Consider the following 13624-nt stretch of genomic DNA (forward strand, 5'->3'; position numbering starts at 1 on the left):
CACATCATCGAAAGCAGTCGTCCGCGTGAGGGCGGCTCGAACAAAATTGGGGGAATTCATGCGCAGGACGAATAATCGCCGCACCGTTTTTCTGGGCGGAAGCGGCTTTCTGCTGACACTCGCGGCGGTTGCATCCCCCGCCTATGGTGCAGAAGATGCCGACAGCAGCGCCGATACGGCCGACGCCATCATCGTAACCGCCGAAAAACTGGAGGGCACCGTGCTTCCGAAGCGGGAGGCGCGGTCCATCTACGGCACGGCGGGATCCGTTCTCGACACGCCGCGCAGCATATCCCAGGTCGGCGCCGATCAGCTTATCCACGACCTCATCAAGACCACTGATGATTTCGTCAAATATGCGCCCGGTATCACACGAGGCGGCGGACAGAATATCTCGGCATCCCCCTTCATTCGCGGATTGAAGTCGGAAGTCTATCAGAACGGCCAGCGTATCTATTTCGACGGCAACGACCACCCGCTGAACCTCAACGCCTATGAAGGCGCAGATATCGTCGCGGGCCCGTCATCGATCGTGTTCGGACCGGGCAGCAACACCGGCGGCTATGTCAATTACATCACCAAGAAGCCTTATTTCGACAAACAGCATACGGAAATTTCTTCCCAGTTGGGCACTTGGGTCCCGGGCGGCGGCTCCTATGCCGATTTCAACCTGACCCTGGATACCAGCGGTCCCATTTCCAAAGACCTGGCCTATCGCGTCAGCATCAAGGGGCAGAGAGGCCGCACCTACTACAAGAATGTCCAGAACGATTATAATTCCTTCTTCGGCGCGTTGAGCTGGAAGCCAGCCAACAACGTCACCGTCGATTGGAACGGTTCCTACGATAATTATTACGACTTCAACATCACGCGTGGATGGAACCGCAATACGCAGGCGCTGGTCGATGGTTTCGGCACCTATTATGGCGGTCGTGCCACGCCAATCATCAACAGCGCTGGCGTGGGTCTGTGGTCTCCGGTTTTCGCGTCAAGCGATCCAACGGCCGCACCCATTGGCTGGCAGACACGGACGAACGACGGAACTGGCCGCTATGTGGCCGGGGCGGTGCAGACCACCCCATTGCCAAGCTCCACGGTCGCGGGCGCTGGCGGAGTGCAGGGCTGGGTCTATGATCCAAGCATCCCCGGCAACGGCATCACCAAGCTGGACGCCAACGAGGGATCGGGCCGCCCCGACGACAAGAACACCGCCAAGCGCTATGTCTCGCAGCTGCAGGTCGGCGTCGACATCCTGCCGCAGCTTCGCCTGTTGTCGAGCAGCTATTTCCAGCGCTCCATCAACACCAACGACAGTGTCGGGTCGTTCATCTACCAGAACCGAAGCACCCTGTTCGACCAGAGGCTGGAGCTCCAGGGCAAATTCGACGGCGACCTGTTCGGACTGCCGATCAGCTTGCAGAGCAATACCGGTGGAGCCATCCGCCTCCTCAAATATCGAGCCTTGTCGGCCAACAACAATTTCAACTTCGATCCCTATGACTTGACGCTGGATCCATCCACACAGACGCCTTCTGCGCTCTATGGTTTGCCATTGGCCAATCCCAACGCCTCTGGGTCCTGGGTCGGCGTGCCCGGCGTTCCGCAGCAGACCCGCTATTTTGGCTATCTGAACCTGCCGGTAATGGTGCCGGTCGATGGCGGCTTCTATTCGGAAATCGGCGGTTTCCCCACGTCAGGCGGCGCGGTGTACACGTCGAACGGCCATGTCAATCAGTGGAGCCTGTTCACGCAGCAGAATGTGACCTTCGCCGATACGGTCGGCGTCAACCTTGGCGTCAACGTCACACAGATCAGCGCTTACATCAATAACCCAGTCTATCTCACCGCAGCCCAGCAGCACAGCGACCGAGGCCGTTTCACCCTGCCCAGCTACCAGGCCAGCGTCTATGTGAAGCCGTCTGCCAACAGCACGATCTACGCCACCTATGATCGTTCCACCGCACTCAACACCGGTGTGTTCGGCAACTTCCTGACCTGGGGACCGGGCAACAAGCTAAACCCCCTGGCGTTCAAGAGCGTCAGCGAACTGTATGAAGGCGGCGTCAAGTGGGAACCGGCGCCCGGTAAGCTGTTCCTGTCTGCGACCGGCTTCATCCAATATCGTGACCTGTCGCCGGATCAGAATGGCAATATCGCGCGCATCCGCATCAAGGGCGTGGAAGGATCGGCCCGTTTCCAGCCGACGAACAACCTGTCTGCCGGTGTGAACGGGACATATCTGAATGCGGTCAACAGCTATGTCTCGCCCTTCGGCTTTTCGCTCTACGGCTTCTTTGCGGACAACGCGACGCCGTTCGGGGATCAGGGCAGGTTGCGGGCGTTCCCCGCGGGCCGCTATCCGCTGGCAGGCATCCCCAAATATTCGCTCAACGGCTTCGTCGATTATCATCTCGACAACGGCCTCGGCGCGGAAGTCTCCGCCTGGTGGACGAGCAGCTGGAATACCGACCTCAGCCGAACGGTGCGGGTGCCTAACGAGTATAATGTCAACCTGACGCTCTATTACCGTCAGCCCAAATATGATCTTGCCTTGCGGCTGCTCAACATCACCGATCAGAAGAACTTCCTGAATGCCTTGACGGGGGCGGGCTTTCTTCAGCCGCTTGCGCCATTTTCGGTGCAGGGCCAGTTCGCCATCCGCTTTTGAAAAGAAGGTCACACCTCATGGCTGTCAAACTTCTCTGGTATCTGACCGCGCCCGACGGACCCTACCCCTGGGAACCCGAAGGGCGATGGGAGTGCGATTTCCGCCACATGCAGCAGTTGGCGGTGACGATCGACCGGCTGGGCTATTATGGCGCATTGCTGGGAACCGGCCTGCAGGATGATGTCCTGGCCGTCTCCGCCGCGATGATCTCCGCCACGGAACGCATGCGTTTCTTGGCGGCGATCCATCCCGGCCTTCTTTCCCCTGTCAAGCTCGCTCAGTTCGCACTGACAATGGATCGCTTTTCCGGCGGCCGGACGCTGTTCAACGTCGTCAATGGTAATGACGCGATCCTCCCGGCCTTCGGAGTGAACTACGAACATGATGAACGCTACGACTTCAGTTTCGAATATTGGGACGCCTTCCGCCGTTTCTACACGGGACAAAGGGACGGTTATGACGGCCGTTACGTGAAGTTGGCGGCTGCTCCTATCAACCGGGGCCCGGGGTCAAAAGGGACGGAGGAACAATCGATTCCTCCCACCCAGATCGGCGGCGTGCCGCTGTGGGGCGCGGGCACCTCTCCGGCCGGCGTGGCGCATTCGGTCAAGCTGCTTGATGTGTATCTAAGCTTCGCAAACACGCCGCAGAAGCTCGGGGAGAAATTCGCGAGCGTCGCCGCCGAAGCTGCGAAGATCGAGCGGAAGCTGGAATTCGGCACCCGACTTCAGGTCATCGTACGGGAAACGGAGGAGGAGGCGTGGGCCTATGCCGACTGGCTTATCGAAAAGACGTCGATCGAATATGCGCTCCAGTCGATCAACAGGCCGCTGCCCGTGGGCAACCTGGATCGTGAAAAGGCATTGCAGGACCCGCAGATTCGCAGGAATGTCGAAGCATTCCAAAGCGGGCGCAAACCCCGCGCCAGGGATTTCGAAATCTACCCCAATGTCTGGGTCGGCCCCAGTCTGTTCGGGTTCGACATATTGGCGCCCATGGCGGGCACCACATTGGTTGGCAGCGCGGAAAATGTGGCGGCGCGCATTCGCGAGTTCGAAGCGCACGGGACTAGCGCCTTCATCCTGTCCGGTTTTCCGTTGATTTCCGAAGCCCATCGCTTTGCCGATCTCGTCTTCCCCTTGCTCGACATCGATCATGGGTTCGACATCCCCCGCCTGGGCAGCCGGGCTCGGGCCGCAACTTCCGCACCGGTTTACAGCACCGGTCGGTCAAATACCCAACTTGCCGGAGCCCTATCATGACCATCGAATTCGTCGGCATGATCAATCCCAGCGAATGGACGGAAACTCGGCCTGCAGCGCGCGCTCAGTTCGATATCGCCCATATCCTCCGCTTGTCGCGAGCGCATGAGGAAGCCGGTTTCGATCGCGTGCTCGTCACCACGGGCGGAGGCGTCGATGGGCTGCAACTGGCCGCCTTTGCCGCTGCGCATACCGATCGCCTCGGGTTCATGATCGCGCATCGTCCCGGTAGCGCGCCTTCCGTCGCCGCGCGTACCTTCGCCACCCTCGATCATCTGTCGCAGGGTAGGATCCGTCTGCACGCGGTGACGGGCATCACCGAAGAGCCGGAAGACGGAGATACGCTGTCCGACAAGGCTTCACGCTACGCGCGGACGGACGAATATCTGGAAATTGTGCGTCGGCTATGGACCGAAGACGCGCCGTTCGACTTCGAAGGCCGCTTTTATAAGCTGCGCGGCGCCTTCTCCCCGGTGAAGCCGTTCCAGAAGCCCCAGATACCTGTCTCTTTTGGCGGGTCATCGGAGCATGCCTACCAGGTCGGCGTGAAACATGCGGATCTGTATGGCATTTGGGGCGAGCCTCTGGAGGATACCAGGCAACAGATCGCTGCTATCCATGCGGCGGCCAAGGCTGCCGACCGGCCAGCCCCGCGGATCAGCCTGTCGGTGCGGCTGATCCTGGGCGCGACAGAAGATGTGGCCTGGGATCGCGCGCATCGCATCTTGGCCGCGATCGAAGCCAACCCGCAGTTCGGACCCGACACGCCGTTCGGCAAGCGCGCGGCGAAGGGGACGGGCGGCCAGCGCCTGCTGGCCGCCGCCGCGCGGGGCGACAGGCATGACAGGGCCCTATGGATGCCCACGGCCGTCGCCTCCGGCGCCTATGGCGACACGACTGCGCTGGTAGGAACCCCGGAGACCGTCGTGGCGGCATTGCTGGACTATGTGGAGCTAGGCGTCACCACGTTCATTAACCGCGGCTATGACCCCTATTATGACGCCGTTGATTATGGGCGCTGGCTCATTCCGGCGGTCCGGGCTGAAGTGGCCGGAAGACGGTTAAGCCGAAGGCTGGGATGAAAATCGATGCTTAATCATTTTGCCGGGTGCGCCGCTGCAACAAAGGACCTCCAACCCCGATTCATGGGCACCGGAACTTCGCCCTTAGGACCTTGCCACTAGCCTGTAGACTATCAAGGTAGTCCGACCAGTGCCGCATCATCCTGACGCGCTCGTCCCATGAGTGCCGCGCGCATAGGCACGTCGAACATCATTGGATTCGACATGGGCCAACTGGCGCTCAATGGCATACGGATGCCATTTACCCATTTCGTTGAGAAGCGTACTGGCGGTGGCACGGAACCCGTGGGCCGACACCTCCTCCTTCCCGAAGCCTGATCGGCGTAGCGCAGCGTTAAGGGTGTTGTCCGTTATCGGCCGATCGGCAGATCTGATGCTGGGAAACAGAAACTTGCCATCGCCCGTGAGCGGAGCCAGTTCGGCGATCATCTCCAAGACCTGATTAGTGAGAGAGACCTTATGGGGTCGGCGCATCTTCGTCTTTTCGGCTGGTATCGTCCAGACCGCCGCCTCCAGATCGAACTCCTTCCACTCGGCCATTCGGAGTTCGCCGGGCCGGGGAAACATATGCGGAAGCATTTTCAAGGCAATTCGAACGGCAGGCTGAGCATCAACTGCGCGTAGCAGGCGCCCTAGCGCTTTGGGTTCCAGTATAACAGCGCGATGCTGCGTTTTGGGAGTGATCAATGCTCCACGGAGATCGCCGAGACATCATGTTAGGCGCGACCGGTGACAATCGCATACCGGAATATCGTACCGAACGTGCTGCAGAGGCGATTTGCGGTCTGGTATCGGCCTCGCACCTCCGCTTTGCGCAAGACCTCCGGCAGTTCCGGTGCCGAAAGATCTGCGATCGGCCGGTCGCCGATGAGCGGATATGACAGATCAAGCAGCCAACGCATCTTCTGGAGCGTCTTAAGCGCTCGGCCCTCCAATTCTAGTCGGGCGAACCATTCATCTGCGGTCGCCTGAAAGGTTTCTTCCGCCTTGGCCCGTTGCTCGCGGATTTTATCCTTGCGCACTTCGGCAGGATCCCGGCCATCCGCTCTGGCTGCCGACCCCCTTTGCGAGCCTTGGCGAGCAACACTTCGGGTTAGCTACCAAGAGACAACGTCTTCTGTTTTTTGAGAAAACTGTAGTTCATCCGCCAGAGGCGGCCCCCAGCCTCAGTGACAAGCAGATAGAGGCCCAGCCCATCGGTTAGTTGTAAGGCTTATCCTTTGGTTTTGCTGCATTTATTGCCGTCACAGTAAGGGCCATCATGGTATCTCCGAAGTGGCAAATTGCCGGATACCATGAAAATACCATGATTGAGGGGCGGCTGACAGTGCACCCCGGGGGACTAGGGGATTATCGGTCAGTAAAAAACTAACGTTTTCTGCCATTATAGACGTATCTGGATGCTGCTGGATAAGGGAAAAAGAACAAATGGTGCCCGGGGACGGAGTCGAACCGCCGACACTGCGATTTTCAGTCGCATGCTCTACCAACTGAGCTACCCGGGCACGGGCGCCGGTGAGAATGACCGGCGGCGTTGAGAGGCGTGCCTATAGGCATCAATCCGGGGGGCTGTCCACCCCATAATCATCGCTTTTTTTCATCTCGTCAGCGGCGGGGGCGCCGGGGACGCGATAGCCTTCGCCCAGCCATTGCAGCAGGTCGCGATCGCGGCAGGCCTTGCCGCAGAAAGGGCGCGTGTCAGGATGCGCTGGCTGGCCGCAAATCGGGCAGGAGGAGGCTTTAGGCGACATGGCCCGCCGATATGGCAAGGCCGGGGTCCGCCTTCAAGGCGGCCGCTCCGCCGCGGCGGCGGGCGAGCTGTTCGGTCCAGGCCGCCGCCTTGTGCAGGCGGTCGATGATGGCGGGAGCGGCGGTAATCGTCACCGGGCCGCCATTGCCGTGGCGTTCGGCGCGACGGAGCAGCGCCAGCGCGGCCGTTTCGACCGGATCGGCCCGCAGCAGTTCCATGAGGTTCATGCGTTCACGGCGGCGGATGATCTGGATGAAGCCGAAGCCGTTGACGGCCGTGCGTTCGAAGGGAAGCGGCAGATATTTGTCGATCTGGGCAGAGGCTATGGCGCGCTCGTCCTTATTGTTCATGGTCGGCAGGTCGATGCCGATCGAGCCGGTGAGCCCAAGGCGGCGGATGGCCTGCGCCGCCAGTTTCGCGCCCTTGGGACCCAATTTTGCGGGCGGGAGCGACCCATCGACGTCGATCAGGATCATCGCAGGCGTCGGAAAGATGCGCAGCGCCGCTTCTTCCGTGCCAATCTCGCCGGAAATCGCTTCTTCCATCAGTTCGCTCCAGCCATGGGCTTCGAAGCGGTCCTCTTCATGCGCGGGGCATGGGATGATGGGCAGGCCCGTCGCGCGCAGGCGCTGGAACAGGCTGGGCGCGGGATGCGCTTTGGAGCCGGGCTGGGCGATACGGGCCTTGGCGAGCTTGGCGCGGCCTTCCTCCGGGATGGCTTCGCGCAGGATGTCTAGCAGGACGGTCGCCCCCTCCGCGATCTTCGGCGGGATAGGCTCGACCAGCACTTCCTCGCCGGAGATCAGGCGGGCGATGCCGCGCTTCTTCGGGATCACGGTGCGGACGAGTTTGCCTTGCATCACCGATCCGGCGCGGGCGGCGTCGCTGTCGCGTTCGATCTGCGCTTCGACCAGTTGGCCCTTTTCGATCAGCGCGGCGCGAGCCTCGCCAATGCCTTCTTCATAAAGCCATTCGGCCATGTAGGTCAGTCCTGTTCGGTCGTGATTCCAAGCGGCGAAATGTGTGCCATTTCCCTCGAAGCCGCTCTAGTCCAGTGGATAGCCCGCTGCCTTGAGCAGCGCGCGGGTTTCGTAAAGGGGCAGGCCCATGATCGCGCTGTGGCTGCCCTGAATGGCGCGGATGAGCCCGGCGGCGCGCCCCTGTATCGCATAGCCGCCCGCCTTGCCCTGCCATTCCCCCGACGCGACATAGGCGTCGATCTCAACGCGATCGAGGCGCTTGAAGGTGACGATGTTGCTGGACAGGCGGTGGCGCGCCCTGCCCTCCGCATCGATCAGGGTGATAGCGCTCAGCACGCGATGGCGGCGGCCGGAGAGGAGTTCGAGGCACTTGCGCGCTTCTTCTTCGCTCTCCGCCTTGGGCAGGATGCGGCGGCCTGCCGCCACCACGGTATCGCCCGACAGGATGAGCGCGCCGGGATGGCGGGCGGCAACCAGCGCGCCCTTGTCAGCAGCCACCCGCGCGGCATAGATTGCAGGCAGTTCGCCCTTCAAGGGCGTTTCGTCGACATCGGCCGGGTCCACCGCATCGGGAGACACGCCGATCTGGCCCAGAAGGTCGCGCCGTCTGGGAGAAGCCGAAGCGAGGATGAGCCGCATGCGAAAGGCGGCTTATTTGAAGCGGTACGTGATCCGACCCTTGGTCAGGTCGTAGGGGGTGAGTTCCACCAGCACTTCGTCGCCCACCAGCACGCGGATGCGGTTCTTGCGCATCTTGCCAGCGGTGTGGCCGAGGATCTCGTGATCATTTTCAAGCCGCACGCGGAACATGGCGTTGGGGAGAAGCTCCACAACCTGTCCGCGCATTTCAAGCAGTTCTTCTTTTGCCATAATATCCTGGAAAGCCGAAAAATCGCGCCGCCATAGCGCCAAAAAGCACAAATTGAAAGTCAGGCCGGTATTGCAAAGGCATCGCCCGCTTGCGCGAGGGCTGCGAAGACCAGATCGAGCTGATCTGAATCAAGGCAATAAGGCGGCATCAGATAGATGGTGTTGCCAAGCGGCCGCAGCAAGATGCCCCGGTCCAGGAAAAATGCGCGCAGCCGTGGCGCCAGATCGGACAGATAGCCGGCATCCGCGGTGACGAGATCGATCGCCGCGATCGCGCCGAGCTGGCGCGGGTTTTCGAAGGCGGGGCGACCCGCAAGCGCGGAGAGCCGCTGCGCCATTCCGTGCGACAGGGCAGCTATGCGGCCCAGAACATCTTCTTCGCGCCAGATGGCGAGGTTGGCGGCGGCCGCCGCGCAGGCGATGGCGTTCGCGGTGTAGCTGGACGAGTGATAGAAAAGCCGCGCCCGGTCCGTGGAATAATGAGCGTCGAAGATGCGGGACGTGGCCAGCGTCGCGGCGAGCGGAAGGGCGCCGCCGGTGATCCCCTTCGCCACCGCCATGATATCGGGCACGACCCCGGCCTGTTCGCAGGCGAAAAGCGTGCCGGTGCGGCCCCAGCCTGTCATCACCTCGTCAGCGATGAAAAGGACATCGTGCCGCGCGCAGATCGCCGCCATGTCGCGCAGCACGGCGGGGGCGTAGATGAGCATGCCGCCCGCGCCCAGCACGAGAGGCTCGACGATCAGGGCAGCGGGCTTTTCCGGCGCGGTGCAAGCAGCCTCCAGCGCGGCGAGCGTCTCCCCTTCCCTGCCCGGATGCGGGAAGGGGATGGTGCCGACGTCAAAGAGCAGCGGCGCCCAGGCGGCGTTGTAGACTCCCCGCTCGCCAATCGACATCGCGCCGATCGTGTCGCCATGATAGCCATGTTCGAGGACGAGGATGCGGTGGCGCGGGGCTGACAGGCCGTCCAGCGCGCGATTGTGCCAGTAGCCGAGCGCCATCTTGAGCGCCACTTCCACGGCGGTGGAACCGCTGTCGGAAAAGAAGACGCGGGACAGGGCGTCCCGGCCTTCGGCGCGGGGGGTAAGCTCGACGAGACTGCGCGCCACCTCTTCGGCAGGATCGTGCGTGTAGCCAGCGAATATGAGCTGATCGAGCGCCTGCGCCTGGGTGGCGATGGCTGCGGCGATGCGGGGGTGGCAATGGCCGTGAGTCGTCACCCACCAGCTGGATATGCCGTCGATCAGGGTGCGGCCATCTTCCAGATGCAGGACAGCGCCTTGCGCACGGACGACGTTGGGGATGGGTTCGCCCAGGCCATGCTGGGTGAAGGGGTGCCAGATGGGGGAGGTCATGGCCGGACGCTTAAGGTAGCAAGCGCGCCGGGCCAAGCACCTCCCTCAATGGAGCCGCGATATTATTGCGGCTGGGCAGGGGTCGCCGGGGTGGCTGGCGTTGCCGGGGTGGCTGGCGTTGCCGGAGCCGCAGGCTGGGCCGGAGCAGCGGGGGCTGCTGCCTGGATGCGCTGCTGAAGCGCCGGGTCGGCCGCCGCCGCCTGGCCAATGGCGTTGAACTTTTCAGGCGCGATGCCTGAAGCCTGCAACGCGGCCAGCATCTTGGGCTGCTTGTCCGCTTCCGAAATCGTCGTGTCGGACTGGATCTTGGTGACCGCCACCGCGGCGGCAGCGAATTGCTTGATGTCGGCATCGCTGTAGGTGGACGCGCCAGCCGATGGAGCCGCAGGCGTCGCGGGCGTGGCGGCCTGCTGGGCGAGCAGCGGAGCCGAGGCGAAAAGGGCGGCCGACGCAAGGCCAGCCTTCAGGAACATAGAGGAATGGAAACCCGTCAACATGCTTCTCCTTAGCTTTACTGCCCCCCAAGCTGGGAAAGAGAGAAGCCGGGATAAAGGCCGTTCCGGCGAGTCGTGGCATATGGAAGATGGCAGGCGGGCGGCCGTTCGACTGATCCGCCGAGGCCAACGCCCTGCCGCAACAGCGAATCGTTGCGGCAGGGAAATGGGATCGGGCGGTAGATCACCAGATTTTCACCCGGTCCTGCGGCGCAAGGAAGATTTTTCCGCCGGGATGGGGTTTGAACGCCGCATACCATTCATCGAAATTGCGTACGGTGTTGGCCCGGAATTGCGACGGCGAATGCGGGTCGGTGACCAGCCGCTGGCGCAGATTCGGCTCGCGATAATTGCGCCGCCACACCTGCGCCCAGCCCAGGAAGAAGCGCTGATCGCCGGTGGTGCCGTCGATCACCGGCGCGGGCTTGCCGCCCAGCGAGGCATGATAGGCGTCCAGCGCGACGGCAACGCCCGCCAGATCGCCGATATTCTCGCCCAGGGTGAAGGCGCCCTTCACATGCGCGCCTGGCAGCGGCTCATAGGCGTCATATTGCTTCACCAGCTTGTCCGTCAGCGCCTTGAATGCGGCGACATCGGTATCGCTCCACCACTGGTTGAGCTTGCCGGTTTCGTCATATTTCGCGCCCTGATCGTCGAAATGGTGGCTCAGTTCATGCCCGATCACCGCGCCGATACCGCCATAGTTGACGGCGGGATCGGCATGAGGGTCGAAAAAGGGCGGCTGCAATATGGCGGCTGGAAAGACGATCTCCACCATGCCGAAATCGGCATAGGCGTTGATCTCCATCGGCGTCATCTGCCATTCCCAGCGGTAGATCGGCTTGCCGAGCTTGCCCATTTGATAGTCGAACTCATGGGCATTGGCGCGCTGCGCATTGCCGTAGAGATCGTCCGCCTTGACGGTGAGTCCGCTATAGTCGCGCCACTTGTCCGGGTAGCCGATCTTGGGCGTGAAGGCGGCCAGCTTCTTATGGGCGCGCGCCTTTGCCGCATCGCTCATCCAGCTGAGTCCGTCGATGCGGCGGCCCATGGCGGCGATGACATTCTTCACCAGCCGGTCCATCGCCGCCTTGGTTTCGGGCGGGAAGTAGCGGGCGACATAGAGCTTGCCCACTTCATCGCCCATCGCTTCCTTGACGAAGCCGACGGCGCGCTTCCACCGTTCCTCGCGCTGGGGCGTGCCGGACAGGATCGTGCCGTAAAAGGCGAAGTCGGCATCGGCGATCCGGTCGGGCAGATAGGTCGCATAGGCATGGAGGGCGCGGAGCAGCAGCGCATCCTTGAGCACGCCGAGCGGGGCGTTGGCGATGAGCGCCGCTTCGCCCGTCACCGCGCTGGGCTGGGACACGAGCAGGGTGGCGGGGTTCAGCCGGTTAGCGGCAAAATAGCGGGTGAAGTCGAAGCCTGGCGCGCTTTTCTGCAAATCGGCGAGGGTCATCTTGTTATAGGTCTTGTCGGCGTCGCGGCTGTCGACCTGGGTCCAGTGGACCTTGGCGATGTCGGTTTCGAACGCCATCAGGGCGGCGGCGCGCGCCTTCGCATCGCTTTCGCCCGCCAGGGTCAGCATCTGTTCCAGATGCGCGAGATAGGCGGTGCGGATGGCCGCCATCTTCTCATCCTGCTGGAGGTAGAAGTCGCGGTCGGGAAGGCCGAGGCCGCCCTGACGCAGGATCAAGGTGTAGGTTTCGGGGTCCTTGTCATCCTGCCCGACATAGAAGGCGAAGGGTCCCGATATGCCCGCGCGGGCAGCTTCCGCTGCGGCGCGCGCATAATCGGCCTTGTCCCGGATCGCCTTCACCCGCGCCATCCAGGGCTGCACGGGGGCAAGGCCCCTGGCTTCCACCGTGGCGGCATCGAGATAGCTGGCATAGGCAAGGCCGATGCGGCTTGAGCGATCCGCCTTCGCACCTTCCAATATGCCGCGCGTCCGTTCGCGCGACAGATCGTCCAGCACGTTGAACGCGCCATAGTTGGACTTGTCCGGCGGGATCGGCGTCGCCTTGGCCCAGCCGCCATTGGCGTGGAGGTAGAAGTCGTCGCCCGGCTTGACCGAAGGGTCCATGCCCTTCGTGTCGAACCCGTAGCTGCCATAAGCGGGCCTGGGCGGATCGGCCTGCGCGATGGCGGCGCCCAGCGTCAGCGCGCACGCCGCCGCACCGAGGAGGATAGTTTTCATGAAAGCGTCCCTTGCTTTGTCCGAGCCTGTGAATTGGCCCAGCAGCAGGGGCGAAGTCCATGTTGTTTGTCGAAAAGCCGGGAGTTTTGAGGATGCCGCACACGGCCGCGCCGGTCAGAGCAGCGTGTCCACAGTGTGTATCGCAAGCCCGACAAGCCCGCCGACCAGCGTGCCGTTGATGCGGATATATTGAAGATCGCGGCCCACGGCATTTTCCAGGCGGCTGGTGACGGTTCCCGCGTCCCAGCCGCGCACCGTCTCGCTGACCAGCGTCACGATCGAATCGCCATAGGCCGCGGTCGCGCCCACCGCCGCCCGCCGCACGAAGCGGTTGACCAGCAGCCGCAGCCGGGCATCTTCCTGCAAGGTGCCGCCAAGCTGCCTGAGCGCCTCGCCCAGGCGTCCGGCCATCGCTTTGCCGGGGTCGCGCACGGCGCGCAGCAGGCCCGACCGCGCCTGTTCCCACAGGCCGTCGATCCAGCGCTGCATCGCCGGATTGTCCACGATCTCGTCACGGATGCGCGCCACCCGCGCCTGCATGGCGGGATCATGCTGAAGGTCGTCCGCCAGCCTGGCCATCCCCTCCTCCGCCTTCTGCCGCAGGCTGTGACCGGGGTCGGCCGCCATGTCCGCCAGCAAGCGCCGCAGCCCGTCGATGATGGCGTTGGCGACATTTTCATCAAGGCCGGTCCAGCGCAGGATCTTCCCCGATCGTTCGTGCACCATCTGCCGCACCAGATGGTCGTTCGCCTCCAGCGTGCGGTCGGCCCAATGGATGATGCCGTCCATGACCGGCGCATGGCGGCCGTCGCGCATCGCCGCCTCCAGCGCCTGACCGATAAGGGGCGCGAGGTTCATCGCCCGCAGCCGCTGGGCGATCGCGCCCTTCACCATGCCGCCCAGCCGTTCCTGGTCCAGCGCCTCCAGCATGTCGGCGGCGAGCCGGGTCGCGCCTTCGCGGAGCCG

14 protein-coding genes and 1 tRNA gene are annotated in these 13624 nt (G+C 62.8%); 3 read left to right on the forward strand and 12 right to left on the reverse strand.

What is annotated here, in order from left to right:
* The first annotated feature begins 58 nt into the window (after positions 1 to 58).
* The 3 genes from L288_RS41180 to L288_RS41190 are packed head-to-tail and all read left to right on the forward strand — an operon-like array spanning position 59 to position 5012.
* Entirely contained in the window at positions 59 to 2668 is a 2610-nt protein-coding gene (locus L288_RS41180; protein WP_031304975.1) for a TonB-dependent receptor, read from the forward strand.
* 17 nt (positions 2669 to 2685) lie between these two features.
* Complete coding sequence (locus L288_RS41185; RefSeq protein WP_021240035.1) at positions 2686 to 3930, forward strand: LLM class flavin-dependent oxidoreductase; 1245 nt, start codon at positions 2686 to 2688, stop codon at positions 3928 to 3930.
* A complete protein-coding gene (locus L288_RS41190) occupies positions 3927 to 5012 on the forward strand; it encodes an LLM class flavin-dependent oxidoreductase (protein ID WP_021240036.1) in 1086 nt (361 codons plus the stop codon). Before L288_RS41185 ends, L288_RS41190 begins: the two co-directional genes overlap by 4 nt.
* Positions 5013 to 5150: 138 nt before the next feature.
* Here the strand turns inward: L288_RS41190 and L288_RS44200 are convergent, their stop codons facing one another.
* The 12 genes from L288_RS44200 to L288_RS41240 all read right to left on the reverse strand — a co-directional run.
* Positions 5151 to 5699 carry a tyrosine-type recombinase/integrase gene (locus L288_RS44200; protein ID WP_330216955.1) on the reverse strand — a complete coding sequence of 183 codons (549 nt, stop codon included), beginning with the start codon at positions 5697 to 5699 and terminating at the stop codon, positions 5151 to 5153.
* A 29-nt stretch (positions 5700 to 5728) separates the two neighbouring features.
* Positions 5729 to 6034 carry a phage integrase central domain-containing protein gene (locus tag L288_RS44205; protein WP_330216956.1) on the reverse strand — a complete coding sequence of 102 codons (306 nt, stop codon included), beginning with the start codon at positions 6032 to 6034 and terminating at the stop codon, positions 5729 to 5731.
* Between the two features lie 71 nt (positions 6035 to 6105).
* The gene (locus tag L288_RS44210; RefSeq protein ID WP_330216957.1) at positions 6106 to 6204 is read right to left on the reverse strand and encodes an Arm DNA-binding domain-containing protein; all 99 of its coding nucleotides are present in this window, start codon (positions 6202 to 6204) and stop codon (positions 6106 to 6108) included.
* A 237-nt stretch (positions 6205 to 6441) separates the two neighbouring features.
* A tRNA-Phe gene (locus L288_RS41200) sits at positions 6442 to 6517 on the reverse strand.
* A gap of 51 nt (positions 6518 to 6568) precedes the next feature.
* Positions 6569 to 6763 (reverse strand): DNA gyrase inhibitor YacG, encoded by a 195-nt coding sequence (locus L288_RS41205; protein ID WP_021240037.1) that lies wholly within the window; start codon positions 6761 to 6763, stop codon positions 6569 to 6571.
* The gene (locus L288_RS41210; RefSeq protein ID WP_021240038.1) at positions 6753 to 7742 is read right to left on the reverse strand and encodes a hypothetical protein; all 990 of its coding nucleotides are present in this window, start codon (positions 7740 to 7742) and stop codon (positions 6753 to 6755) included. Before L288_RS41210 ends, L288_RS41205 begins: the two co-directional genes overlap by 11 nt.
* A gap of 66 nt (positions 7743 to 7808) precedes the next feature.
* A complete protein-coding gene (locus L288_RS41215) occupies positions 7809 to 8381 on the reverse strand; it encodes a Maf family protein (RefSeq protein WP_021240039.1) in 573 nt (190 codons plus the stop codon).
* Positions 8382 to 8393: 12 nt separating this feature from the next.
* On the reverse strand, positions 8394 to 8612 hold the full coding sequence (gene infA / locus L288_RS41220) for a translation initiation factor IF-1 (RefSeq protein ID WP_003049127.1): 219 nt from the start codon (positions 8610 to 8612) through the stop codon (positions 8394 to 8396).
* A 59-nt stretch (positions 8613 to 8671) separates the two neighbouring features.
* Complete coding sequence (locus tag L288_RS41225) at positions 8672 to 9967, reverse strand: adenosylmethionine--8-amino-7-oxononanoate transaminase (protein ID WP_021240041.1); 1296 nt, start codon at positions 9965 to 9967, stop codon at positions 8672 to 8674.
* 62 nt (positions 9968 to 10029) lie between these two features.
* Positions 10030 to 10461 (reverse strand): DUF4168 domain-containing protein, encoded by a 432-nt coding sequence (locus L288_RS41230; RefSeq protein WP_031304976.1) that lies wholly within the window; start codon positions 10459 to 10461, stop codon positions 10030 to 10032.
* A 184-nt stretch (positions 10462 to 10645) separates the two neighbouring features.
* Positions 10646 to 12658: a M13 family metallopeptidase gene (locus L288_RS41235; RefSeq protein ID WP_021240044.1), complete on the reverse strand. Its 2013-nt coding sequence runs from the start codon at positions 12656 to 12658 to the stop codon at positions 10646 to 10648.
* Between the two features lie 114 nt (positions 12659 to 12772).
* Positions 12773 to 13624 (reverse strand): DUF445 domain-containing protein (locus L288_RS41240; protein ID WP_021240045.1); only part of this gene is annotated, 852 nt, incomplete at its 5' end.

The organism is Sphingobium quisquiliarum P25 (genome assembly GCF_000445065.1).
Lineage (GTDB): Bacteria > Pseudomonadota > Alphaproteobacteria > Sphingomonadales > Sphingomonadaceae > Sphingobium > Sphingobium quisquiliarum.

Bases quoted from the DNA above. Each gene is read 5' to 3' on its own strand.
- L288_RS41180 (WP_031304975.1), top strand. From the start codon at position 59: ATGCGCAGGACGAATAATCGCCGCACCGTTTTTCTGGGCGGAAGCGGC.
- L288_RS41185 (WP_021240035.1), top strand. From the start codon at position 2,686: ATGGCTGTCAAACTTCTCTGGTATCTGACCGCGCCCGACGGACCCTAC.
- L288_RS41190 (WP_021240036.1), top strand. From the start codon at position 3,927: ATGACCATCGAATTCGTCGGCATGATCAATCCCAGCGAATGGACGGAA.
- L288_RS41205 (WP_021240037.1), bottom strand. From the start codon at position 6,763: ATGTCGCCTAAAGCCTCCTCCTGCCCGATTTGCGGCCAGCCAGCGCAT.
- L288_RS41210 (WP_021240038.1), bottom strand. From the start codon at position 7,742: ATGGCCGAATGGCTTTATGAAGAAGGCATTGGCGAGGCTCGCGCCGCG.
- L288_RS41215 (WP_021240039.1), bottom strand. From the start codon at position 8,381: ATGCGGCTCATCCTCGCTTCGGCTTCTCCCAGACGGCGCGACCTTCTG.
- infA (WP_003049127.1), bottom strand. From the start codon at position 8,612: ATGGCAAAAGAAGAACTGCTTGAAATGCGCGGACAGGTTGTGGAGCTT.
- L288_RS41225 (WP_021240041.1), bottom strand. From the start codon at position 9,967: ATGACCTCCCCCATCTGGCACCCCTTCACCCAGCATGGCCTGGGCGAA.
- L288_RS41235 (WP_021240044.1), bottom strand. From the start codon at position 12,658: ATGAAAACTATCCTCCTCGGTGCGGCGGCGTGCGCGCTGACGCTGGGC.